The 24,490-nt window shown below is 53.6% G+C and carries 21 protein-coding genes and 3 tRNA genes; 14 read left to right on the top strand and 10 right to left on the bottom strand.

What is annotated here, in order from left to right:
* The first annotated feature begins 8 nt into the window (after positions 1-8).
* Both ACJJIV_RS15990 and ACJJIV_RS15985 read left to right on the top strand, forming a co-directional pair.
* The gene (locus ACJJIV_RS15990; protein WP_252083023.1) at positions 9-1,400 is read left to right on the top strand and encodes an MATE family efflux transporter; all 1,392 of its coding nucleotides are present in this window, start codon (positions 9-11) and stop codon (positions 1,398-1,400) included.
* A gap of 86 nt (positions 1,401-1,486) precedes the next feature.
* On the top strand, positions 1,487-2,989 hold the full coding sequence (locus ACJJIV_RS15985) for a succinylglutamate desuccinylase/aspartoacylase family protein (RefSeq protein WP_252083024.1): 1,503 nt from the start codon (positions 1,487-1,489) through the stop codon (positions 2,987-2,989).
* A gap of 4 nt (positions 2,990-2,993) precedes the next feature.
* On the opposite strand, the gene ACJJIV_RS15980 is transcribed toward ACJJIV_RS15985, so the two are convergent.
* From ACJJIV_RS15980 to hemA, 4 genes are read right to left on the bottom strand one after another with little or no spacing between them, the layout of a single operon-like run.
* Positions 2,994-3,899, bottom strand: a complete 906-nt coding sequence (locus ACJJIV_RS15980; protein WP_252083025.1) for a cation diffusion facilitator family transporter — start codon at positions 3,897-3,899, stop codon at positions 2,994-2,996.
* Between the two features lie 39 nt (positions 3,900-3,938).
* On the bottom strand, positions 3,939-4,769 hold the full coding sequence (gene prmC, locus ACJJIV_RS15975; protein ID WP_444889610.1) for a peptide chain release factor N(5)-glutamine methyltransferase: 831 nt from the start codon (positions 4,767-4,769) through the stop codon (positions 3,939-3,941).
* Positions 4,770-4,807: 38 nt separating this feature from the next.
* Positions 4,808-5,890, bottom strand: coding sequence for a peptide chain release factor 1 (gene prfA / locus ACJJIV_RS15970; RefSeq protein WP_252083027.1), 1,083 nt, complete (start codon positions 5,888-5,890; stop codon positions 4,808-4,810).
* Positions 5,887-7,164, bottom strand: coding sequence for a glutamyl-tRNA reductase (hemA, locus tag ACJJIV_RS15965; protein ID WP_444889609.1), 1,278 nt, complete (start codon positions 7,162-7,164; stop codon positions 5,887-5,889). The genes prfA and hemA overlap by 4 nt, the downstream gene beginning before the upstream one ends.
* Positions 7,165-7,398: 234 nt before the next feature.
* On the opposite strand from hemA, the gene ACJJIV_RS15960 reads away from it, so the two are divergent.
* The 11 genes from ACJJIV_RS15960 (at position 7,399) to ACJJIV_RS15910 (ending at position 16,186) form a co-directional block, all read left to right on the top strand.
* On the top strand, positions 7,399-9,207 hold the full coding sequence (locus ACJJIV_RS15960; protein WP_444889608.1) for a tetratricopeptide repeat protein: 1,809 nt from the start codon (positions 7,399-7,401) through the stop codon (positions 9,205-9,207).
* Positions 9,191-9,829, top strand: a complete 639-nt coding sequence (lolB, locus tag ACJJIV_RS15955) for a lipoprotein insertase outer membrane protein LolB (RefSeq protein ID WP_444884011.1) — start codon at positions 9,191-9,193, stop codon at positions 9,827-9,829. Before ACJJIV_RS15960 ends, lolB begins: the two co-directional genes overlap by 17 nt.
* A gap of 64 nt (positions 9,830-9,893) precedes the next feature.
* Positions 9,894-10,796: a 4-(cytidine 5'-diphospho)-2-C-methyl-D-erythritol kinase gene (gene ispE / locus ACJJIV_RS15950; protein WP_444889607.1), complete on the top strand. Its 903-nt coding sequence runs from the start codon at positions 9,894-9,896 to the stop codon at positions 10,794-10,796.
* A 10-nt stretch (positions 10,797-10,806) separates the two neighbouring features.
* Positions 10,807-10,881: transfer RNA gene (locus tag ACJJIV_RS15945), tRNA-Gln, on the top strand.
* Positions 10,882-11,244: 363 nt separating this feature from the next.
* Positions 11,245-12,174, top strand: a complete 930-nt coding sequence (locus ACJJIV_RS15940) for a ribose-phosphate pyrophosphokinase (protein ID WP_286037025.1) — start codon at positions 11,245-11,247, stop codon at positions 12,172-12,174.
* Positions 12,175-12,364: 190 nt separating this feature from the next.
* Positions 12,365-12,988 carry a 50S ribosomal protein L25/general stress protein Ctc gene (locus tag ACJJIV_RS15935; protein ID WP_444889606.1) on the top strand — a complete coding sequence of 208 codons (624 nt, stop codon included), beginning with the start codon at positions 12,365-12,367 and terminating at the stop codon, positions 12,986-12,988.
* A gap of 5 nt (positions 12,989-12,993) precedes the next feature.
* A complete protein-coding gene (gene pth, locus ACJJIV_RS15930) occupies positions 12,994-13,590 on the top strand; it encodes an aminoacyl-tRNA hydrolase (protein ID WP_444884009.1) in 597 nt (198 codons plus the stop codon).
* A 205-nt stretch (positions 13,591-13,795) separates the two neighbouring features.
* Positions 13,796-14,887, top strand: coding sequence for a redox-regulated ATPase YchF (ychF, locus tag ACJJIV_RS15925; RefSeq protein ID WP_444889605.1), 1,092 nt, complete (start codon positions 13,796-13,798; stop codon positions 14,885-14,887).
* Between the two features lie 63 nt (positions 14,888-14,950).
* On the top strand, positions 14,951-15,904 hold the full coding sequence (locus tag ACJJIV_RS15920) for a DMT family transporter (RefSeq protein WP_444889604.1): 954 nt from the start codon (positions 14,951-14,953) through the stop codon (positions 15,902-15,904).
* A gap of 91 nt (positions 15,905-15,995) precedes the next feature.
* Positions 15,996-16,072: transfer RNA gene (locus tag ACJJIV_RS15915), tRNA-Met, on the top strand.
* Positions 16,073-16,111: 39 nt separating this feature from the next.
* Positions 16,112-16,186: transfer RNA gene (locus ACJJIV_RS15910), tRNA-Gln, on the top strand.
* Positions 16,187-16,324: 138 nt separating this feature from the next.
* On the opposite strand, the gene ACJJIV_RS15905 is transcribed toward ACJJIV_RS15910, so the two are convergent.
* From ACJJIV_RS15905 to ACJJIV_RS15885, 5 genes are all read right to left on the bottom strand, one after another.
* Complete coding sequence (locus tag ACJJIV_RS15905; RefSeq protein WP_444889603.1) at positions 16,325-17,392, bottom strand: sulfite exporter TauE/SafE family protein; 1,068 nt, start codon at positions 17,390-17,392, stop codon at positions 16,325-16,327.
* Between the two features lie 151 nt (positions 17,393-17,543).
* Entirely contained in the window at positions 17,544-18,251 is a 708-nt protein-coding gene (locus tag ACJJIV_RS15900) for a SapC family protein (protein WP_444884007.1), read from the bottom strand.
* 346 nt (positions 18,252-18,597) lie between these two features.
* A complete protein-coding gene (locus ACJJIV_RS15895; protein ID WP_444889602.1) occupies positions 18,598-19,989 on the bottom strand; it encodes a S41 family peptidase in 1,392 nt (463 codons plus the stop codon).
* A gap of 140 nt (positions 19,990-20,129) precedes the next feature.
* Complete coding sequence (locus tag ACJJIV_RS15890) at positions 20,130-20,936, bottom strand: alpha/beta fold hydrolase (RefSeq protein WP_444889601.1); 807 nt, start codon at positions 20,934-20,936, stop codon at positions 20,130-20,132.
* A 52-nt stretch (positions 20,937-20,988) separates the two neighbouring features.
* The gene (locus ACJJIV_RS15885) at positions 20,989-22,170 is read right to left on the bottom strand and encodes an MFS transporter (protein ID WP_444889600.1); all 1,182 of its coding nucleotides are present in this window, start codon (positions 22,168-22,170) and stop codon (positions 20,989-20,991) included.
* A 406-nt stretch (positions 22,171-22,576) separates the two neighbouring features.
* Here ACJJIV_RS15885 and ACJJIV_RS15880 point away from each other — a divergent pair, with 406 nt between their 5' ends.
* Positions 22,577-23,626 (top strand): Vgb family protein, encoded by a 1,050-nt coding sequence (locus ACJJIV_RS15880; RefSeq protein ID WP_444889599.1) that lies wholly within the window; start codon positions 22,577-22,579, stop codon positions 23,624-23,626.
* Between the two features lie 518 nt (positions 23,627-24,144).
* On the opposite strand, the gene ACJJIV_RS15875 is transcribed toward ACJJIV_RS15880, so the two are convergent.
* Positions 24,145-24,465 carry a hypothetical protein gene (locus ACJJIV_RS15875; RefSeq protein WP_444889598.1) on the bottom strand — a complete coding sequence of 107 codons (321 nt, stop codon included), beginning with the start codon at positions 24,463-24,465 and terminating at the stop codon, positions 24,145-24,147.
* Between the last annotated feature and the right edge of the window lie 25 nt (positions 24,466-24,490).

Here is a 24,490-nt window from a genome sequence, read left to right as displayed (position 1 = left end):
TTTTTCCCTTGCTCAAGATTTACCGACGCGCCATCTCCACCGAACTCTCCCACCTCACCACTCTGGGGGGGCCCTTAGTAGTCAGTAACTTGGCAGTGGTGAGCATGGGCGTTGTGGATACCATTGTCGCCGGTAACGCTGGGGAGGTAGACCTGGCCGGGTTGGCGCTGGGCTCAAGTATTTGGGCTGTATGCGCAGTTACCCTGATCGGCCTGCTCGCTGCAGTATCCCCGGTTGTTGCCCACTTGCGCGGAAGTCGCGATGAGGAAGGTTGTGCTGCCCAGCTACACCAAGCTCTCTGGATTGGCTTGATCGGCGGCATATTAGTGCTACTCGCCCTGCTCGCCGTGCCTGTGTGGAGCCAGTGGATCAAAACCGAGGAGCCTGTTCGACAGGTTTTACAGGGTTATATCCTGGCACTCACGGTAGGCACCCTACCCTTTGCCCTCGGAACCGCACTGCGCGGCTATTGTGAGGGTATGGGACAGGTGCGCCCAGTCATGCGTATTTATCTGGCCGCCGCCCTGCTCAATATCCCCCTGGACATTCTCTTTGTATTTGGCGCCGGCCCTATACCAGCTATGGGCGGTGCCGGCTGTGGCTGGGCAACCGCAGCGGTAAGCACCCTGATTGCTATCGCCCTGTTTTGGCATGCCGCCACAGATCCGGTATACCACCAACTCAAGCTAAAACTGATACCGCCCAGGCCCAACTGGCCCATTTTGAAACATCTTTTGGCTGTAGGGCTGCCAGTATGTGTCGGCGCTGCCAGTGAGGTCACATTTTTTGCCAGCTTGACGATTCTGCTCGCTCCCTATGGCGCAGCCATAGTGGCAGCGCATCAAATCGGCATGAGTATCGGCTCGATTTTTTACCTGGTAGCCCTGGCTCTAGCCCAGGCCCTGAGCATCCGTACGGCTCACTTACTCGGCCAGAAGCGCCCCAAGCGGGCACTGTTTGCCGGCAAGGTGGGGATTGGTAGTGGCGTCGTGTATGCCCTCGGAACAGGTGTACTACTGATCACCTTTCGCCACCTGTTTGTGCAGGCTTATACCAACAATGCGGAAATTATCGCAGTGGCAACCAACCTACTACTGCTCTGTGCCGCCTACCAATTGGTAGACGCCGCTCAAGCCATGGCCTGGGGAGCACTGCGAGGTTATAAAGACACCCGCGTTCCCATGTATATACAGCTGTTCTCTTACTGGCTGGTAGGGCTCTCCAGTGCCTATTGGCTGGGCGAAAACTTCTGGGGCGTTTATGGCTATTGGACTGGTGTCTGTATCGGCCTGGGCACCGCCTCGATCCTATTGGCGCTTCGACTGCGCCGAACCAGCCGCAAAGCCATTGCCAAAACCTGGGGAATACAGGTTGGTTCACATTCCCAGGGAACGCTTTGACTATACTGGCGCTCCAAGTCTCCAAGCGTGCCGGGCAACAATAATAACCGGCACCGCCCGCACAAGCAGTTAATCGGAGTTACCCAATGATCCCGCGCCTTTTCCCCAGCAGGCCCCGGCGCCTGTTGAGCCTTGCCCTGATTTTGGCCTCAGCCCAGGCCTGGGCAGTGAGTGCCACCATCGGCGAGCAAGAAAAACCCAACGTGAAGGCACAGGAAAAAGAGCAGGAAGGCGTCATCTCAAAGGCGGAAAACTTGCAATTGGACCAGCCGGTGATTACCGAGCTGGGCCCACCCACTGGCGCCGCGGAACCAATTATTGATACGCAGGCCAATGGGGAAGCCCCCCCTCAGAAATCACTGCCCCAGGCGGAAAATCTGCAGTTAGACCAGCCCATCAATGAACTGGAAGCACCGCCTTCAAATAAAGAGCCGCAAACCAGGCCTACAGTAGATACATCCACTCAGCCAGAATCATCCCCTACCGGCAATATTTCTATAGAAGTGGAAAAGGCCAAACCCCTGCGCTTGCTCGGTGCCGAGGTAACCCCGGCAACCTCCACCCGCCTGGCCTGGTCTCCCAGTCAACACTTTGAGGGTGTCTACAGCCCCACCGCCGTCCTGGTTGTCAACGGTGCCAAACCGGGACCGGTACTCTGCCTGACCGCAGCGGTCCATGGAGATGAATTAAACGGCGTAGAAACGGTGCGCAGGGTCATGTACGACCTCGATGCTGAACAGTTAAGTGGCGCGGTAATCGGCGTGCCTATCGTTAATCTGCAGGGCTTCCACCGCAGCTCACGCTACCTCACCGACCGCCGCGACCTGAACAGGCACTTCCCCGGAGACCCTAATGGCTCCTCTGCCTCACGGATTGCCAACTCCTTTTTCCACGAAGTCATCAGCCACTGCAATGCAGTGGTAGACCTGCACACAGGCTCTTTTTACCGCACCAACCTGCCGCAGTTACGCGGCGACCTCACCAACCCCAGAATCGTGAAAATGACCAAGGGTTTTGGCTCCACTGTGGTACTGCACAGCGCCGGGGCCAAAGGTACCCTGCGTCGCGCCGCGGTGGATGCGGGTATCCCCACCGTAACCCTGGAAGCCGGCGCGCCGATGGTGCTGGACGAGCGCTCCGTTAGCCACAGTGTGAAAGGGATTCGCACCCTGCTTAACCAACTGGGTATGGTGAGCAAGTTCCGCCTATGGGGTGATCCCGAGCCCGTATACTACAACTCCACCTGGCAGCGGGCCTCCACTGGCGGCATTATTTTTAGTGAGGTTCAGTTGGGAGAGTTTGTGCGCAAGGGAGATCTACTGGGCACAGTGACCAATCCCATCACCAATGTGCGCACAGAAATTCGCTCGCAGCACAACGGCCGTATTCTCGGCATGGCGCTGGATCAGGTGGTGCAACCTGGCTTCGCCGCCTACCACATCGGTATCCAGGCTCCGCAGGAACAAATCAGCCCGCCCGAAGAGGTCATCCCAGAAGAGACGGCTGCACAAAAACCCCAATCTCCAGATGCCCAAAAAACAAGAGTATCCGACAATAGCGCCGCGGACCTCCAAGGGGACGAGGACTAGCCCGCTACTGCGGGCCACTCACTTTATCGATAACCCTTGGGCTGGGCTGCTCCAGGGGCTCCGGTTGTAAAGTGATATGCTCGATATCAAAGCGCTTGGTCAGGGTCCTCCGCAAGCGCTCCAACACCGCGGGCCAAGCACTTAAATCATCCACCACAATGTGTGCCGACAGAGAGATGGTGCTGGAATCCAGACGCCAGATATGCAGATCGTGTACTGAGCGCACACCTACCTCCGCGGCCAGGGCTTCCCCCACAACTGGCAGGCTCAATTCCCGAGGAACACGCTCCATTAGCACATCCACCGCATCACGCAGCAGACGCACACAAGAAATCAAAATCAGAAAACAGATCAACAGCGATAACAGCGGATCAATCGGCACCCAGCCAGTAAAGTAAATCACCGCACCCGAAGCCAGGGCGGCTACTGAGCCGAGCATATCCCCCATCACATGAAGCAATGCGCCACGAATATTGAGCGTGCGCTCGCCACGCAGTAGCACCCAAGCCGCCAGAATATTGATCAACAGGCCCGCCGCAGCTATCAACATCACCGTACTGCCGTGCACCGGTTGGGGGTTGCGCAGGCGGTTGATCGCCATAAAGGAGATTCCCACAACAATCAGCAACATAATCAGGCCATTCGTCACTGCTGCCAATACTTCCGCACGCCCCCAGCCAAACGACAATTCACGGTCTGCGGGCTTTTTTGCCAGCACCGCAGCAATAGCACCCAGTGCCAGGGCAAAAGTATCCGTGAGCATGTGGGCGGCATCCCCGAGTAGCGCCAGGGAGCCCGACAGCCATCCACCGATGGCCTCAACAATTGAAAAACTAAGCGTCAGAATCAGAGCAATAATTAGCGGGCGGAGGGCGCCATTTCCATTGCGATGGTGAACGTGATCGTGCATGAGCTCCCTCCCTTTTAAATCCTAGTAATACCCGCCCGGCTAGTTTTTTCGCCCCAGGGTTATGCGCTCCCAGCCGGAATAGTCTTTGCGACTCTCCACCGCTCTGTAACCGGCAGCAATAAAAATTTCCCGTACGGATTCTGCCTGCTGCCAACCGTGCTCTACCATCAGCCAGCCGCCGTCTTGCAGAAAACTTCCCGCGCAATTGGCGATTTCTTCAATATCCGCCAGCCCATGGCGCTCAGCCACTAGCGCAGAGTGTGGCTCGAAACGCACATCGCCCTGGGCCAGATGAGGATCCGCTGCATCGATATAGGGGGGATTACTGACGATCAGGCCAAATTGCTGGGGCGGCAACTGGGCAAACCAATCACTTTCCAGGATCTGCACATTGGTGAAACCGAGGCGCCTGCGGTTATCCTCCGCTAACGCCAGGGCAGCGGGAGACTTCTCCGCCGCAATAATCTGCCATCCCGGTTTTTCCGAGGCCAATGCCAGGGCAATTGCCCCGCTACCAGTACCCAGGTCGAGTGCGCGCAATTTCTCTTGAGGGCAGAGTTCCAGCGCGGCTTCCACCAGCAGTTCGGTATCCGGGCGGGGAATTAATGTAGAGGTATCGACCCTCAAGATGAGAGACCAAAACTCCCGCTCACCGGTCAGGTGAGCCACAGGTTCACCATCTTTACGACGCGTCAGCAGTCCATCGAACTCACTCTGCTCACTCGTGCTCAGCTCGTACTCCGGCCAGGTATACAGCCAGCTGCGCTCACGACCGAGAATATGTGCCAACAGGACCTCTACGTCGAGTCGCGCTGACTCACTGTCGATAAGTTCCATACTACGGGCGAGATTATCCTTCACACTGCTCATAGGAAAACGCTACCCAATATCGCCATACAACACGGCAACTACTGTCCCATCGCCGCCAGCTGATCCGCCTGGTGTTCGGTACGCAGCGGCTCAATCACCTCTTCCAGGGCACCCTGCATCACTTCATCGAGCTTGTACAAGGTCAGACCGATACGGTGATCGGTTACACGCCCCTGGGGGTAGTTGTAGGTGCGAATGCGCTCGGAACGATCGCCGCTACCCACCAGGCTACGACGGGCATCAGAGATCTCCTGTGCAGCAGCCGCCTCCTGCTCGCTGGAAAGCTTGGCCTGTAATAGTGCCATCGCCTTGGCCTTGTTTTTATGCTGGGAACGCTCGTCCTGACACTCCACCACGATGCCGGTGGGTAGGTGCGTCAGGCGCACAGCGGAGTCGGTTTTATTGACGTGCTGACCACCAGCTCCCGAAGCGCGGTAGGTATCCACACGCAGATCGGCCTTATTGATCTCGATCGCATCGCGCTCGTCTGGCTCCGGCATTACCGCCACGGTACAGGCGGAAGTGTGAATACGCCCCTGGGATTCAGTTTCCGGCACTCGCTGCACACGGTGTGCACCGGATTCAAACTTCAGCCTGGCGTAAACATCTTCACCGGCCACACGGGTGATAATCTCTTTGTAACCGCCGTGCTCGCCAGCATTCTCACTGACAATTTCAATACGCCAGCCCTGTTTTTCGGCATAACGCGAGTACATACGGAAAAGATCGCCGGAAAAGATCGCCGCTTCGTCACCGCCGGTGCCAGCGCGAATTTCCAGGAAGACATTCTTGCGGTCATTGGGGTCCCGGGGCAGCAGCAGGGTTTGCAGCTCGCGCTCCATGGGCTCCACCTGGACCTCTGCCTCACGCAGCTCCTCCTGGGCCATTTCACGCATCTCGGGGTCGCTCTCGCCAAGCATTTCCCGCGCCGCAGCCATATCCTCTTTCAGCTGTTTGTAACGGCCGTAACACTTGACCACTTCTTCCAGCTCGGAGTACTCCCGCGATAGCTCACGGAACTGATCCTGATCGGAAATTATGCTGGCGTCACCAAGCAGCGCGGAAACTTCTTCGTGGCGCTCCTGCAGATTCTCCAGCTTGTTCAATAGGGATTCTTTCATTTCTGTTTTTTCTCTAATTCGGTATCGGCGAGATCATCGAGCCCCACCATTTCGCGGGCGATACGCAGCCGCTCCAGATCGCCATCCGCAGTCGCTTTTTTCAGGCTGATCGTGGGAGCATGGATCAATTTGTTGGTCAGTGAACGGGCCAGCTGCTCCAGCAGACGCCTGGGGTCATCGCCCTTATCGAGCTGCAGCAGTACCCGCTCAAGTTCGGTGCCACTTATCTGCTGTGCGCGCTGGCGGTAGCTGCGAATCGTGTCCACCGCTCCGAGAGCACGCCCCTCTTTGGTAAATTCCGCCGCAGCGCTATCTACAATTTCCCCGGCGGCCTCAGCGGCGCGTTCGCGGGAGCGCATCCCCTCATCGATCACGCCGCGCAGATCGTCAACACTGTACAGGTAGACATCGTCCAGTTCACCGACCTCGGTTTCAATATCCCGTGGCACCGCGATATCCACCATAAACATGGGGCTGTGACGGCGCTTGCGCAGCGCGGATTCCACCGCCCCCTTCCCTAAAATCGGCAGCTGACTGGCGGTGGAGCTGATCACGATATCGGCGCGGGACAAGTGCTCGGGAATATCTGCCAACAGTATCGCTTCAGCACCGAAATTTTCCGCCAAAGACTGCGCGCGACTCAGAGTCCGATTAGCCACGATCAGCTGCTTAATGCCCTGATCTAACAGGTGGCGCGCCACCAGTTCCACCGTCTCACCGGCACCGATCAGCAGCGCAGTCTGTTGCTTCAAGTCGGTAAAAATACGCGAAGCCAAGGATACTGCCGCATAGGCAACAGAGACGGGGTTTTCACCAATCGCCGTCTCTGTGCGCACCTTTTTCGCCACGGTAAATACCCGTTGGAAAACCCGGTGCAACTCGCTGCCGACACTGCCAGACTCCCGCGCCACCGCATAGGCGGACTTGATCTGGCCAAGAATTTGCGGCTCCCCAAGGACCAGTGAATCGAGCCCACAGGCGACGCGCATCATATGGCGCACCGCCGCCTCACCACTGTGGATATAGCTGCAACCTCGCAGCTGCTCCAGCGGTACCTGATGGTACTCGGCCAGCCACTGCAGCAGCGGCTCCGCCTCCACATTGCCGTAGATTTCGGTGCGATTACAGGTGGAAAGAATGGCGAGTTCCCGGCAGTCGAGCGCCTTGCGCGCATCCCCCAGGGCACCGGACATCACCTCGGGTGCAAAAGCGACCCGTTCGCGCACCTCGATTGGCGCACTGTCGTGGTTGATCCCCAGGGTAACAATTGGCATAGAATTCCGTCGGCTAAATCTAGAGGCGCGTCATCCGCATTCGGGGCGCATTTTCACGGGCCACCGCTTTGCTTGCAAGCTGATGAGGCGGTTTAATTATGCGCTGATTTGAATAACCGGCCCAGGGCCCGTGCTCCAGAAGCGGATTCACGGCTAGAATTATATGGCGATAAACGTTTAAAACACGCCACTCTGACACTGCATCCCAGTAGCAGCCATGTATGGATACGATCTATGCTTCCACCCCGTCGTCCGCTCCCCCTCCTCAAAAACCAAACTCTATCACTCGGTGCGCTCTGCCTATCCTTCGTCTACCTACTGAGTGCCTGCGCCCAAATACCGCCTGAAACGGCAACCAATGAGGAAACCGAGCCTTCAGCTCGGGAGCAGCACCGCGATGAAGGGGCGGCCGCCGCCGGGGAGGATGCAGCGCGCAGCTTCCCCATAGATACGTTTTACACACTGTTGGTAGCCGAAGTCGCCGGTATACGCGAACAGTACGATGTGGCCCTGGCCAACTACTACCACCAGGCTGAAGTTACTAAAGATGCAGGCGTGGCAGCGCGTGCAACCCGCATCGCACGCTTTCTCAATGCGCGTCAGGCCGCACTGCGTTCGGCACAGTTGTGGGCTGAGCTGGAGCCGGACAATGCGGATGCCCAACTGGCACTGACCGCAGAGCTCACCTTGTCTGGAGAGTTTTTAGAGGCCATGAAACACGCAGAGAGAGCGCTCGCTCTCGGCGGCAAAGCACCGATGCAATCCCTCGCCGCCACCGCCATCGGCCACCAACAACTCGATGAACAACTTCGTGCAGAATTTGCCCGGCTGGCTGAGGTTTACCCCAATAACGATGAAGTCGTTATGGCCTATGCCATGGTATTGCGTGATGCGAAGCAGTACAGGCGCGCCCTCGCACTGGTACGCCACATTCAGGAACAACACCCCGAACAAATCGATGCACCGCTGCTACAAAGCCATCTTTTGGTGGACTTGGATAGACGCAACGAAGCCATTCAATTATTGGAAAATTTAGTCAAAATTTATCCAGAGGAAACCCGCCTGCGCCTACAATACGCGCGCCTGCTTATTCGCGAAGACCTCAATCTTGCTCGCCAACAATTCGCCGAATTAGTCAAACAGCGTCCAGAGGACGGCAACCTGATTTTATCCCTGGCGTTGATTCACTATGAAACCAACCAGCTCGGTGAAGCCAAACCCCTACTCGACCGCCTACTGGAACTAAAACAACACGAATCGGCAGCACACTTTTACTTGGGCGGACTCGCGCAAAAGCGGGGTGACAACGACACCGCCGCCGCTCACTTCCAACAAGTGCAACCCGGCAACGATTACGTGGAGGCCATCACCAAGGGCACCAAGCTACTCGCAGCCAGCGGTAAACACCGTGAGAACAACCTGTGGTTTGCCAAGTTGCGAGAGCGGCACCCCGGACAGGTAGAACATTTTTTCCTGATGGAGGTCGAACTGCTGCGCAGGAATGGTGAGCCACAGATGGCCCTACAAGTGGCAGACCAGGCCATTTCTAAACTGAATAACAGCGGCCGCCTGATGTATAGCCGTGCCCTGCTCAACGACCAGCTGGGCAATGCCGCAGCGTTTGAGAAGGACCTGCGTACACTACTGGAACGCGACCCGGATAACGCCACGGTATTAAATGCACTGGGCTACAAACTGATCGACGATGAGACCCGCCGCCAGGAAGCCCTGCAACTTATCAGCCGGGCTCTGGAGCTGGAACCGGAGGATCCAGCCATTATCGACAGTATGGGCTGGGTGCAGTACCGTCTGGGGAATTATCGCGACGCGGAAAAATATTTGCGCAAAGCCCTGGAAAAACTGCCGGATCACGAAATCTCTGCCCACCTGGGTGAGGTACTCTGGGTTCAGGGGGATCGCGAAGCGGCCCTCAAAGTCTGGAACGATGGGCTGGCCGCCAATCCAGAGAGCAAAATTATTCCGGCTGCGATGAAACGACTGCAAATCAAAGAAACACTGGAACAACATGTATCCGACAACTGACGCCGCTACCCGTAAGTTTTATTTTCTCCTGGCAACAGCATTGACTCTGTTGATCTCCGCTTGTGCTGGCCAAAAGACCAAAGAGCCCGTTGCTCAGGAGCCCCCCGGCGAAACTGCGGCTCCCACTTCGGTAGCCCAACTTAAGCAGTGGACTATCAAAGGAAAACTCGGCGTGCGCTCTCCGGCAGATAACGGCAGTGCCAATTTGACCTGGCAACAGAGTGGCCCGCAAAATTTTCGTATTCACTTAAGCGGCCCCTTGGGTGCTGGTACCACGATAATTTCCGGTTCCGCTGGCGGTGTCAGTCTGGTGCGCGGCAATGAAGCGCCGGTAGTCGCCCGCGATGCCGCCCAACTCACTCAGCAAACTCTGGGCTGGCCGCTGCCGGCTAGGGAAATGTTCTACTGGGTACGCGGTCTTCCCGCGCCTGGGCCAAGAGGCGCTGAAAAACACAACGGCCAGGGCGAGCTACAGAGCCTGCAACAATCCGGCTGGTCCTTGCGGTTCAGCGATTATCGCCAAAACGGCCCTTACTTACTTCCCACACGTATTAAAGCCCAGACCAACGGTGCCGCCGGGCCGGTACAAGTCACTCTGGTAATTAAGGACTGGGCTTTTTAAATGCCGAAGCCCCGGCATGCGGGTATGATGCGCCCAACAGAATTAACCGGCCCAACATTCCCGCATGCTGACCTTACCCGCCCCCGCAAAACTCAACCTGATTCTGCGTATACTCGGCCGTCGCCCCGACGGTTACCATGAACTACAAACTCTCTTTCAAATACTCGATTACGGCGACAGTCTTGAGTTCTCCCTGCGGGACGACGGCATTATCCGTGTGGATGCAGGCGCTTTGGATGTTCCCGAGCAGGACAACCTGGTCTATCGCGCAGCTCTGCTGCTGCGTCAAAATATGCAGTGGCAGAATAAATCGCTTCCCGGTGCAGATATCCGCCTGAGTAAAAAGTTGCCACACGGTGGCGGTATCGGCGGCGGCAGTAGCGACGCAGCCACTACTCTGCTCGGTCTCAACTATCTGTGGCAGTGCCATCTATCCATCGATACCCTCGCCGAGCTTGGCCGGCAACTCGGCGCAGATATTCCAGTATTTGTGCGAGGGCACACCGCCTGGGCCGAAGGTGTTGGAGAAAAACTCACACCACTTTGCACAGAAAAACGCCACTATTTAGTCCTTGCTCCCGGTTGCCAGGTGAGTACCGCAAAAATTTTTTCCGATTCCCGTTTGACAAGAGATTCCGACGCAATTACATTAGCGGCCCTTCGCGAGGGGCAGCTCAATGAAACGCCACTCAGCAGTAAAAAACTGGAAGCTTTTTCCGGTAACGACTGCCAGGAACTTGTTGAGAGTCTCTACCCTGAAGTTCGCGATGCCCGAGAGTGGCTGCAGCAATTTGCGCCAGCACAACTCACCGGCACCGGAGGTTGCGTTTTTGCCGCCTTCGAAACTGAGCAAGCAGCCCGATCGGCACTTGCCAGGCTACCGCGAAAATGGCAGGGTTTTGTTGCGGCCGGTGTACAGATTTCACCGACACATCAGCAGCTCGCGAAATTAACCTCAAGCAATTGAGGAAAGATACTGGGGCGTAGCCAAGCGGTAAGGCAGCGGGTTTTGATCCCGTCATGCGAAGGTTCGAATCCTTCCGCCCCAGCCATTTTCTTTTATACAGTGGCAGCAACAAAAACCGGTTCCGACATGTTTCAGTCGACACTGACCCAACCGGCCGAGGCCATTCGTAGCGGGCTACTAAAAGCCTACCCCCGAATTCAAAAGAATAATGTCGTAGGCAGCTTTGCATGCAACTCACTGCCGACGACCCGGAGGCTCTCCGAATATCAAAGCAACCACCTGGGTGACAAGAAGCGGCGGCTAGTACACTTAACAGCTTCGCGATCCGCTCTTTCACCCCCTATAAAAAGTGGTGCTATCGCATCCTAACTGCTAGCAAACTATGCCGGCTTCTACACTTCAAACTCACTTCAAGACAGAATTAAAGGAACTCGCAGTGGCTGACTTAATGGTCTTCACCGGCAACGCAAACCCGGAACTGGCGCAGAAAATTGTCGACCATATGGCGATCCCCCTGGGCGAAGCCACGGTCAAGCGCTTCTCCGACGGCGAGATTGCAGTTGAAATTACCGACAACGTGCGCGGTCGCGACGTTTTCGTAGTGCAATCAACCTGCCAGCCCACCAATCGAAACCTGATGGAGCTAATCCTACTGGTTGACGCCCTGCGCCGCGCCTCAGCCGGCCGCGTTACCGCAGTGGTTCCCTACTTCGGCTACGCCCGCCAGGACCGTCGCGTGCGCTCCCAGCGTGTACCAATTTCCGCAAAAGTGGTTGCCGATATGATGGTGAGCGTGGGTATCGACCGCGTACTGACTGTCGATCTGCACGCCGAGCAGATTCAGGGCTTCTTCGATGTGCCTGTGGATAACGTTTACGGCTCTTCCGTGTTGCTCGACGATATCGAGCGCCAGAAGTACCAGAACCTAGTTGTGGTATCCCCCGATATTGGCGGTGTTGTTCGTGCCCGCGCCGTGGCCAAGAGCCTCGACTGCGACCTAGCCATCATCGACAAACGCCGCCCCGCCGCCAACGTTGCCGAAGTGATGAACATCATCGGTGAAGTTAGTGGCCGCACCTGCCTGCTGGTAGACGATATGGTCGACACCGCTGGCACTTTGTGCAACGCCGCCAACGCCCTGAAAGAACACGGCGCCGAGAAAGTTGTCGCCTACTGTACCCACCCAGTACTGTCCGGCAATGCCATCAGCAACCTGAACAACTCCGTTCTGGATGAGCTGGTGGTTACCGACTCCATCCCCCTGGGTGACAAAATGGAAAAGGCTCCAAAAATTCGCCAGCTGACCTTGTCTGCCATGCTGGCCGAGTCCATGCGCCGTATCAGCAATGAGGAATCCCTCTCTGCGATGTTCCGCTAAGGACTCCTTATCGGCAAATAGAAAAGTGCCCCGTAGCAGCGGGGCACTTTGCGTTTGGGACTGATTCCCGTAGAATACGCGCCCGCCCGGCACTGCCGGGCTATTACTTCTGGGCAAGCGCCCAATTTACACTAACGCCAGAGCGGTCCGGTCGCAGGTCTCTCTGGACAGACAACCCGAGGTTTTACCCATGTCTGATATCAAACTGAACGCCATTGCCCGCAGCGATGAAGGGAAAGGTGCGAGCCGCCGCCTGCGTCGCCTGGAAGGCCGTGTACCCGGCATCGTTTACGGTGGCGAAGTTGAGCCGCAGTCAGTATCCCTGCTGCAAAAGGACCTGTTCAAGGCCCTGGAAAACGAAGCTTTCTTCTCCTCCATGCTGACCATCAACGTCGACGGCAAAGAAGAGAAAGTTATTCTGCGCGATCTGCAACGTCACCCTGCAAAGCAGCTGCTTCTGCACATTGACTTCCAGCGCGTTTCCGCCAGCACCAAAGTACATGTGAAAGTGCCCCTGCACTTCCTCAACGAAGAAACCTGTAAAGGCGTTAAGGCCGGCGGCATCGTTTCTCACACCCTGACCGAGCTGGAAGTCAATGCTCCTGCCGGTAAACTGCCCGAGTTCATCGAAGTGGACCTGGCGGACCTGGAACTGGATGGCATCCTGCACATCTCCGACCTGAAACTGCCGGAAGGTGTTGAGTCTGCGGATCTGAGCCACGGCGAAGACCACAACCTGGTTGTAGCTTCTATTCACAAGCCTCGCGGCGCTGTTGAAGCTGAAGCCGAAGAAGCTGGCGAAGGCGAAGAGTAATCACCTTGGCTGCGGCACCGGATACTCCGATCCAGTTGATTGTCGGCCTGGGCAACCCCGGGCCGGAATATGACCGGACAAGACATAACGCCGGTGCCGACTTTGTTGTCGAACTGGCACGCCGCCACGGCACTCAGCTCAGCTCCGACAGCAAATACCACGGCCTCACCGGCCGTGTGCGGATCGGCAACCGGGAAGTCCGGCTGCTGATTCCCACCACCTATATGAATCGCAGTGGCCAGGCTGTAGGCCCGCTGGCGAACTTCTTCAAAATTCCCCCGGAAGCCATATTGGTCGCTCACGATGAGCTGGATCTGGCCCCCGGTATCGCGCGCCTGAAAGCTGGCGGCGGTCACGGCGGACACAATGGCTTGCGGGATATTATTGCCGCTCTGGGCAACAACCGGGACTTTATGCGCCTGCGACTCGGCATCGGCCACCCCGGTAGCGCCAGCGAAGTGGCGCGCTTTGTCCTTCAGCGCGCCCCCAGGGCGGAACAGGAAACTCTGGCTGACGCCATCGATCACTCGATCGACGTGCTGCCCACCGCCGCCAGCGGCGACTGGGGCGCAGCCATGAAAACGCTGCACACCGCCAAATAGATCCCACCGGGCGGCTTGCCTTTTGCCCCGGAAATCTCGATAGTGTGCTGCGCCAAATTGCCGGTATTTTCCCGGCTGGCCCGGATCATTCGGAGGCCGCGCTACCCAGCCCGCCCAGACTCCCGCCAGCGTAATCACTACCGGACTTCAAACGCAATTAGCAGAGCGCGCGCTACGCGCCTCAGGCAAACGGAAAAATATCACCATGGGTTTTACTTGCGGTATTGTCGGCCTGCCTAACGTGGGCAAATCCACCCTCTTCAATGCATTGACCAAGGCGGGAATCGACGCAGAGAACTTCCCCTTCTGCACCATTGAGCCCAATGCCGGCGTAGTGCCTGTACCGGATCCCCGCCTCGACAAGTTAGCGGAGATCGTCAAGCCCCAGAAAGTGATTCCAACCACCATGGAATTCACCGATATCGCTGGGCTCGTTGCAGGTGCCTCTAAAGGCGAAGGTCTGGGCAACAAATTCCTCGCCAACATCCGCGAAACCGACGCCATCGCCCATGTCGTGCGCTGCTTCGAAGACGACAACGTTATCCACGTTGCCAACCAGGTACACCCGGTATCCGACATTGAGGTGATCAACACCGAGCTGGCCCTCGCCGACCTGGACACCGTAGAGAAAGCTCTGCAACGTTTTACCCGCGCTGCCAAGGGGCAGGACAAGCACGCCATCAAGATGAAAGCGCTGCTGGAAAAAATCCTGCCACACCTGAACGAAGCTAGGCCGCTGCGCTCCTTTGGCCTGTCCGAAGATGAACTGACGGACCTGCGTGAACTGAGCCTGCTCACGGTGAAGCCCACCATGTACATTGCCAACGTGCACGAAGACGGCTTCGAAAATAATCCGCACCTGGACGCCGTTGCCGCCATTGCCGCTGAAGAGAACGCTGTACTGGTACCCATCTGCAACAAGCTTGAAGCGGAAATCGCCGAACTGGACGACGATGAGAAGCAAGAATTCCTGGAAGAACTGGGTATGGAAGAGCCCGGCCTGAACCGGGTAATCCGCGCCGGTTACCAGCTGCTGGGCCTGCACACCTACTTCACCGCCGGAGTGAAGGAAGTGCGTGCCTGGACCATTCCGCTGGGAGCCACCGCTCCGAATGCCGCCGGCAAGATCCATACGGACTTTGAGAAAGGCTTTATCCGCGCCGAAGTGATTAGCTACAGTGACTTTGTCGATCACAATGGCGAGGCTGGGGCCAAAGACGCAGGCAAGTGGCGCCTGGAGGGTAAAGATTATGTTGTCGCTGATGGTGACGTAATTCACTTCCGCTTCAACGTCTAATCCCCCTGCTATCTATCCTTCGCCTCCCCACCCCGGGGAGGCTGTCTCTGCGGCGTAAGATCCATGGCGCAATCAAACTGGAAAGTCGGCCTGCCTTTGGCATTGACCACCGTCTTTATGTGGGCAGCCCTGCCTATCGCCCTCAAAGGCCTTTTGGAACACATCAGCCCTGAGACCGCCACCTGGTATCGTTTTGCTGGCGCGGCGTTGTTGGCGGGACTCTACTACGGGCGTGCGCGGCAATTGAAATTAAAAGCACTGTTCAGCCGCAGCCTGCTGCTGTTCACCCTACTCGCCGTGGCCGGGCTGCTGTTGAATTACCTCACCTATGCCAGCGGCCTAAATCACATCACCCCTGGTGCGGCACAGATCGTGATCCAGCTGGCCCCGCTACTACTGCTGATCTCCAGTGTTCTGTGGCTGAATGAACGCTTTTCTCCGAGACAGTGGTGCGGTGTGGCCCTAGTGGTGATGGGACTACTGTTATTTTTCAACCAGCGCCTCGCCGAGCTGGGTAGAGGCGCCGATAGTGATTACCTGCTGGGGCTCGGATTGATCCTGATCGCCGCGGTATCCTGGGCGGTATATGGCTTTTTCCAGAAGAAAATCCTCAGCCGCGCCACGCCTCAAGACTTGCTGGTATTGATTTATATTGCTGGCACCCTGTGCTTCCTGCCCATGGCAGATCCACTGGATGTCGCCCATCTGGGCTGGCTGGACTGGCTGCTACTTGCATTTCTTACCGCCAATACACTGATCGCCTATGGCGCCTTTAGCAAGGCCCTGGCGCACTGGGAAGCCTCCAGTGTCAGTGCCACTCTGTCACTGGTACCAGTAATCACGCTGCTGTTCAGCACCCTGGTGAGCAGTATCTGGCCCGATTACATCGCGGTGGAGCCGCTTAACTGGATCAGCTGGAGTGGTGCCGCTGCGGTGGTGTTGGGTTCCGCCCTCGCCGCTATCCGTTCCGGGCATCGCGCCAAGGGCTCCGCGGCTCCAGATGGAAAAAATCGCTAACTAACTGAAAAGAATACAAAAAAGTGTTGACACACCCAGCCCATCGATTAATAATGCGCGCCCTCGGGACAGCCGAGACAACAAAAGAAATGGCAAGGTAGCTCAGCCGGTTAGAGCGCAGCACTCATAATGCTGAGGTCGGGAGTTCGAGTCTCCCCCTTGCTACCATTTCAAATCACAGAGACTATTCTTTGTGAACCTTGAAACTGGGGCGTAGCCAAGCGGTAAGGCAGCGGGTTTTGATCCCGTCATGCGAAGGTTCGAATCCTTCCGCCCCAGCCATCTTCCAGAATTTATCCCGCAGGCCCGAATCAGGGCAGCACTCGAAGCCAGATTACTTAGCAGCTGATATTTTTTATCGCAAAACATCTAGTCTTTGCCGCCGGCACGCAGTCGCGCGCCAGCACTCGCCAAGCTCCCTTATTTAACCCCCGGTATCAAACTCTCCTCTATCGCAACTGCCTTAATCTCTGCACCAGACCCATTTGCTGCCGCGCCACGGCTGAGCTCTCGGCGCAACCCCAATACCCGCAGCCACTCGAACCCCAGTAAGCACAGCAATAACGCCAATAGCACTAGAGGTCCTCCCAGGCCGCTTAGGGCTTGCCGTTCCGACGCACAGGTCCACACAAGCTGTACAACACACAGTAGAGCCACAATTAGCAGGGTGGGTTTGCGCCCCAGCAAGCTCACAACAAAAACACCAAGGGGCGCCCCCAAGGCCACCACCGGCGCCGCTGCCAGCCAGTTACCAAAAACCCCTGGCTGCCAGTCGCCGGCCAGCGACTTCACCAGCACACCGAGAACAGAGCAGAAGGCCATGATCACTACCGAGGTGGGAATCGCTACCTTCAGGTCCACACGGCTCAGCAGCACCAAAGCCGCGTACACCAGCATATCCACACCAACCCCGGTTACCGAGACCACACAGAAGCCCGCAAAAGCCCCAAGCAGAAGACCTACACGAAAATCCGTTGGGCACTGCGGATCACCCTTGTGCTCACAGTCGGTGATCTCGGCGAGCCGATACAAATGAAATATCCCAAAGCTACCCCAAAGCACCGCGAAAGAGAGCTTCACCCACAGTTCGGAAATCATCGGCGCAAACAGCAATATGCCCGCGGGGGTAGCCAATAAAGAACCGAGCAAGGCGCCACGTAGCATCGACCAGGCTAACGGCTGCCGCCGACAGAGAATAAACAGGCTGGCACTAACCATACCGATCGACTGCACCGCAAAACTGAAGTCGCGGCCGAGACTGGCAGGCATATCAAATAAGAGCACCAACACGGGGAAGCCCACCGTGCCTCCGCCCATGGGCGTGGAACCGGCGGCATAGCTGCCGAGCGCCATGGCAAGCGCCATGGACCAATGCTCCAGTGCCAGGGCCAAGTTATCGCCCTGCACAACGAGAAACAGCCAAGCTCCGTAAAATAACGCCAACCAGGCAAACCAGTAGCGGAAAGAGAGCCGCGCTAAGTATTTCATTTTATTATTCGCGAACTTAAACGTCAGAGGGGCTAATAGTGGTACGAGTGTAAGGCGGGATCAAGGAGGGATAATGACTGCTGATAACTACATCTCGTAATACTGATACGCGCAGACAGCCCGGCAACTGCAATTGCCGGGCCATACAGGATTAGTTCAGACGCTTCTTGCGAATCAGATTCTGGACCTGCATGGAGGACATCATGGAAGCATAGATCGCCGGCAGGGCGCCACGCTTGCGCAGTTCCAGGAAGTCTTCATCGGATAGCTTGTTCAGCTTCTCTTCGTCAATCACGTAGAAACCAGTCAGATCGTAGGGCTTATCCTCTTCGGTAATACGCAGAGTCAGCTTCTTCTGGGTCAGCAGGTCTTTGGATACCAGGAATTCGATAAACGACTCGGTAACAGATACGCGCTGGGCAGTTTCCACCACCGCCTGAGCGCGGTTTTTCAGGTAGTCAGTCTGCTCGCCCTCACCGTCAAACAGAGCCTCACCTGCGGACTCACTCAACATGCTGGAGTCTTCATCGATACACAGTACCGCCTGATCGGTATTCTCCGGGTTCTTCACCAGCACGAATGGGTAGGTGCGAACCTGCAGAGGAATGTAGCTGCCATTCCAACCCTCAGCGCCAGAGAACAGGTTTTCACCGGGACGCAGGCCTGTAAGGGCAACCACTTTAAACTGCTCAGTATTCTGGTCTTTTACGAACAGGATCGGATAGCTCTGGGCCGCCTGAACAATTTCCTGAACCACCAGCGGCAAAATATGATTGCTGCTCACATGGTCAAAAGTGATGTCCTGGGTGAGTTTCAGGTTGGCGTGTGCCTTTTTATCCAAAGCTTTGATCTGTGCCATAAGTACAACTCCTAGCTACTTTTATAGTTACTTAATTTTCAGAGATACCCTAACGTACCACTTAATTGGCTTATAAACGATGACAAGCGCTTTCCTGTAGTCGCCGGAAACCAAAGTCAGCATTAAACAGGTAAGCGGGCCAACAGGCAATCTCGACCACCAGTAAATTATCTAAAGACAAAATCCCGCGAGCATGCCTCTCCTAGCAAAGACTTGGGTTCCAGCCATATAATAGAAATGTGAGGCATAACAGTCCAAGCTTGTACAGGGAACCATCAGAGTAGAATTATTTAAGGGACCCGTAACAGCAGGGAAAGTTAGTCAACATTGTTCAATAAATCCGCAATCAGAGCGCTGAGCTAGTGATTGTGCTCTTCAAGTCAATGAAAGCCCTATCCAGCACCCTGTCCTCACCTGATCTCACAATATCCAGGGTGCGCTCCACCAGAATATCTGGCTGGATACCATAGCCAACAAACTCCCGCCCATCAGGGTAAGTGTCCCGCTTGGTACACACCCTGAAAGTACCACCTCCAGGAAGATCTACAATCATTGGCTGACCTGTACTGCCATAAGTAGGCTCACCGACGGTAGTAAAATGCTCGAGAGAATCTGCATACACCAAGAAATCTTCGGCTGCAGAGGCGGTATTTCGGCCGATTAGTACATAAGTTGGCACTATGTGGTTACTATCCAATTTCGGCTCAACTATATCCCCGGAGTCCTCACTAAATTCCCACGAAGCACCCTCTGCATAGGGCCGATACTCTTCTAAATCTTCAAACTGATCGGCAAAAGAGCCCCAGGCCTTATAAGCCGCAACATGTTTGGGAGTTTTCCATACAGAGCCTGGTAAATCCCGATCAGTCAAATAAGAGATTATCTCTCCGGCATAAGCAGAATTACCTCCACCATTAAAACGCAGATCAATAATCAGCCCTTTAGACTTAGTAATCTCATCGTAATGAGATTTAAACTGCGCAACAATCGCCTCATCATGAAAACCATTTAGCGCTACATAACCAATATCATTCTCCAGCCATTTGAACTCAAACAGCTCACCGTTGGAGGCGGGCTGTTTAATTGAGGCATATTCGATCTTCCTACCCCGCGCATCCCGCTTAACCTCAATACTCTTGGTCGCCCCATCAGGGGTTTCAATAGTGAGCTGGGCCATGCTGCCCGGCTTTCCATCAAGAGCATCCCGAACCGCGGTATTCCAGAGAATATGCTGGGTAGAGCTGGCAATATATGGCATAACCTGCTCTTTTAAATGAGCTTCTATGGGCAGCCCATTGATTGCGACAATAATTGAACCCGGAGGAATATGTGACTCCAAGCCCTTCTCAACACCTGTGATTACTGCTTTACGTCCGACCTCAGCTAAGCGAATAGCTGGCCAGTCTACATAGCTGGAGGACATACCCTTTGGGTAATAAATATTAGTATGTCCATCCTGTAGAAAGGCATTGAGACGCTTTAACTCGCGGTAATATTCATAGGTGTTTTGTGTTGCTAAAACCCGTGGAATAAACTCCTGGTATTTAGTATCAAAGTCCAACTCGGGAACCTGATCGAAGAAAGCAAAGTTATAGCTAACTTCCTTCCAATAAAGGGAGAGTCCATAAAGTTTTTCTGCATCAGATAAATTCTCTGGAACTTTATTGATGCCCTTCGCAAATACAATGCCAGCAGAGAAAGTTGCTAGAGAAAAAGCCAATATAAATTTTTTTAGCACAATAAAAGCCCTATAGATGCAAGGACTTCTGTTTTAGGGCTAGGGGATGGATGGTCAATACAGACCACCTTTATAAGACTGCAATTTGTCAAATATGAAATGCAATATGGCTACATTTGCTTTTTATTTGACTTCACCATCTATTTATAGGTCCTGGAAATAAGTGCCAGAACCTCATTTACTACCATATCCGGCTCATCATTTTGAGGATAGTGATAGCTCTTCTCAGTCAAAACAACCCGCCCCTGTGGAAATGCATGGGCCCAATTTGAATGTAACTCCCCCCACCTATCCCGAGCCTCATCAGTAAAGAAAAGAAGAGGAGGATTGTCATACTTTTTAATTGAGGCAATTACTGTGACTGGTATATCTGGGATTTGTGGATAGTCAGGTAAAGGGCGTTTAGACCAAAAATCCAGGTACTGATTTGACATGCCGCTCTTCATATCATCCAGTTTTACCTGAGCAATTTGCTCTTCGGCCAATTCCAAATTCAGAGATCGCATAATATCCACATCATGCTCAGAAGAAGGCTCTATCAGCATCAACGCTGCCATTCTTTCTGGGTACTGTGCGGCAAAAGTTCGGGCTACATGAGCACCATAGGAGTGGGCAATATAAGTAACTTTCTCTTTAACCCCCAAAGCCTCCAATAACGCCTCGGCCCCTTGAGCATAATCCTCAGAGCTAAAATGTTTCTTGATGGCTGTAGAATTACCATTGCCAACACGCGAGTAACGTATAACTCGTGCATGCTCTGCTAGCCTGTCATAGATTGGATTCCAGTCAGACATGCCAGCCGAGCCCCCCGCTTCTAAAAACAGGATAGCCTTACCAGATCCTCTGATCTCATATTCAATACGGTACTCACCCACAGGAATCTGTTCCGGCGCCGCAAAAGCATATAGCGGAAGTGCAAGCACTATGAGTAGGAGGATTAGATGCATATACAACCCATAATAACGACCAAAAAATCCAACCTAAAAAATAATAGAGCTACTATGTGGCTGCAACACCCTGCCCCAAACGCGCTTCATTGCCTGGTCCGGGGTGTTCCGGTACCAGCTGAGCCAATCCCAAAGAAACCAAAGCCATCAAAGATCCAGCAAAGAAAACCATCGCTGGAGAGGTGAGCCATAGCAAACCAAACAAGACGGGGATAATAACCGCCGCGATATGATTAATGGTAAAGCTGACACCTGCAGAGGCTGCGATATCACGTTCATCCACGATCTTTTGGAAATAGGTCTTGATCGCAATGGCCATAGAGAAAAACAGATGATCGATAATATAAAGCGCAGCTGCCATCATCGCGCTCTCCACCAATGCATAACCAGCAAAGACTAGTGCTAAACCAATATATTCCAGAGTGAGGATTCGGCGCTCACCAAAGCGAACAATAAACTGGCCAATTTTCGGGGCAATATATAAATTCAACAGGTGGTTTACGGTATAAAGTGCAGCAACTTCCCCTACGCTATAACCAAACTTCTCAACCATCAAAAAACCAGCAAAAACAATAAAGATCTGCCGACGTGCACCGCTCATCATTGTCAGAGCGTAGTAAAGCCAATAACGTTTGCGTACAACCAACTGCTTTCTCTGGCTATGGGGCTGGGGAAATTGAGGAAAAAGTATCCAGGCCACCAGGGCAATAATAACTGTGCTCCCCCCTCCAATCAGGTAAACCCAGGAATAGTCCAACCCGCCAAAATCCATCAAGCCCCAAACTAGCCCATAGGCCAATAATGCGGCAAAAGAGCCAGCTGCAGCCATTCGCCCCATCCAGATTGCCGAAGTCTTCTTTGGAAACCACTGCAAAGCCAGAGAGGTTTGCAGGGTTTCATAGAAGTGAAAACCGATCGACATCAATAATGTCGTGAGTAATAAACCTGTGAGAGATGGAAAAAAACCGGTCAGCATCACACCAATCCCGGTTGCTACAAGTGAGAGAAGCGCCAACCGCTGCTCACGAATAAGCAGCAAAACAAAGATCACTGTAAAGGCAAGGAAACCTGGGATTTCCCGCACACTTTGCAGCAAGCCAATATCAGCCCCGGTAAATGAAGCCTTGGCTATCACAAAGTTATTAAGGAGGGTATTCCAGACAGAAAAAGAAAGTGGCATTGAGCCTGCAAGGATCAACAGAAGAATTTCCGGTCGACGGAGGCGTTGTAACATAGCGGGACTCCTACACTGAGGACAGCAATATACGCTATACAACGCTGGCGTGTAAATTGAGCTTAAGATGACTGCCAATCACCACCAAACCAGCTATTAATTCTGCCTTGTAGTAAAGACAAGGCTCTTCTCATTTAAACCCCACTGGGTCAATTAGAACTTACACAAATAGAGCTCTGAGACTTCAGTATCTCTTTCGTAAATATGATCAAGTGCCCCAATGAGATTCTTGATCGCTAAATAGCAGTTTGAAATCACTCTTCGCCGAAACATTAATCCTGTAAACCATTTTCAATATGCATCAATTATCACCTATGCTTTGACCAGGACTCAGATCACCCATTTTCCTATACTACGGCATATACGTATAAATTCTCCTTGACGGCTTAATCACTGGAATTGGCAAATGAAAATCTCCCCAAAACTTCCTGCGCTGTCACTAAAACTCACTATCTGCGTCATTTATTTCTTGTCGACATCATTAATTACTGCGGCACAAGAAAATAAACTGCCAGACGGACTCAAATTAAACGAGTGGAAGGTCCCCTGGCAGGGACTGCCCAGAGACCCCCATGTGGATAACAGGCAGCAAGTTTGGTTCTGTGGGCAGGCCGGCAACTACATCGGTCGATTTTCTCCGTCTGATCAGACGTTTAAAAAATTTGAGGTCCCTGAAGGAACCCACCCTCACAACTTGATAGTAGATAAGCAGGGCATGGTTTGGTATGCGGGCAACCGCAATGCGCATATTGGGCGTATGGATGCAGAGACCGGTAAAATCACTCAATACCTAATGCCTAAAGGTGTAAATGATCCACATACACTGGTATTCAACCGTGAGGGCAATATTTGGTTTACAGCCCAACAGAGCAATCGCATAGGTATTTTGGATGTAAATAATGGAGAGGTGAAAGTAGCTACACCACAAACTGCCAACGCACGCCCTTATGGAATCAAGGTAGACTCACAAGGTCGCCCCTGGGTTGCTCTATTTGGCACGAATAAACTAGCTTGGGTAGACCCTAAAACCATGGTGGTAAACGAAATCTCAATTCCCCGACCAAACGCTCGGCCTCGCAGGCTGGAAATCGATACATCTAACAATATCTGGTATGTGGACTATCCAGAGGGCTATCTTGGCAGATATACGCCCAGTACAAAAGAATTCAAAGAATGGAAGCTCCCCACTGAAAATCCACGCCCTTACGGAACCGCAATGGATAACAAAGGCCGGCTATGGGTAGCAGACACCGGTGATATTCCTAACATCATCTTTGCTTTTGATACAGAAGCACAAAAATTTGTCAGTCAAACGACTGTACCCAGCGGAGGCAACATTCGATATATGTATTTTGACAATAAAGATGGAAGCTTTTGGTTCGGTGTCGATTCTGGATTTCTAGATCAGGGAATACCAAAAAATGAGTCTTTTACAAAATTACAGATAAATTTATAGAAGGAACTCCCAACAGGAGACGCCGAGGGCAGCCTGCTAAAACTGGAGTCTATCTAACACCTTCAACACCGTGTTTTAGCCCAAGCGATGCTCACACCCTTCTTTTTTCTCAGAAGGAGGTATACAGATAGTAATAGGCACATATTCATTTTATATTCAAGCAAGGAGTTGAACTTAAGTACTATTCAGTTAGCTCCAGCAACCCATATCGAGAATACGTTCACAGGGTAGATGTAGATCATAGCGAAAAAAGAAATTCAGAAAATTCTGTACGACGGGAGAAATCGATTAATTGATGAGAACTCCAGTAATTGAATTCTCTTAAAAATCCCCCCCCCTGCAAACAACTCTCAATATAGGAGTAAGTTCCCAAAGCTTATTGAGGGGTTACTTTTCAACAACTTGTAATCTTTGGTTTAAAAATAACCAACCATCAGAGAAGATATCTTTGACTTAATTAGGGCGGCACTAAAAATTTAATTAAATCTTGATTACATATAAAGTAAGAATGCAGGCACCTACTCTGGGCGAGGTTGCCAATTGATCACAGCGGGATAGGCCTTATTCTCGCACAACCAAATTACTGCTCGAATCCCAGGCCTAAGTTCTGCTTGTGAATCAGTAACCTTTCCCCAGTCACTCTCCAGAAACTCTTTCCCTTGTAAACGGAACTGACCGAGAAGTGCTTTCCAACTAGGCATCGTCAATTCTAATGATTCTTTGGTGTCGTAATCGGTGGAAATCCATACTTTAACGCTGTTTCCTGTCCGCACTAATTTTGTCACCTCTCCCTGCCAGGAAGTCAGCTGGTTCCTATTACAAGCAACATAGCCTGGCACAGCGAGCCTCTGGGCAGTTACGTTA

It is taken from the genome of Microbulbifer mixtoriginis (SeqCode) (assembly GCF_052466765.1).
The sequence above is the reverse complement of the archived record's forward strand: the minus strand, read 5'-3'. Positions and strand labels throughout refer to the sequence as shown.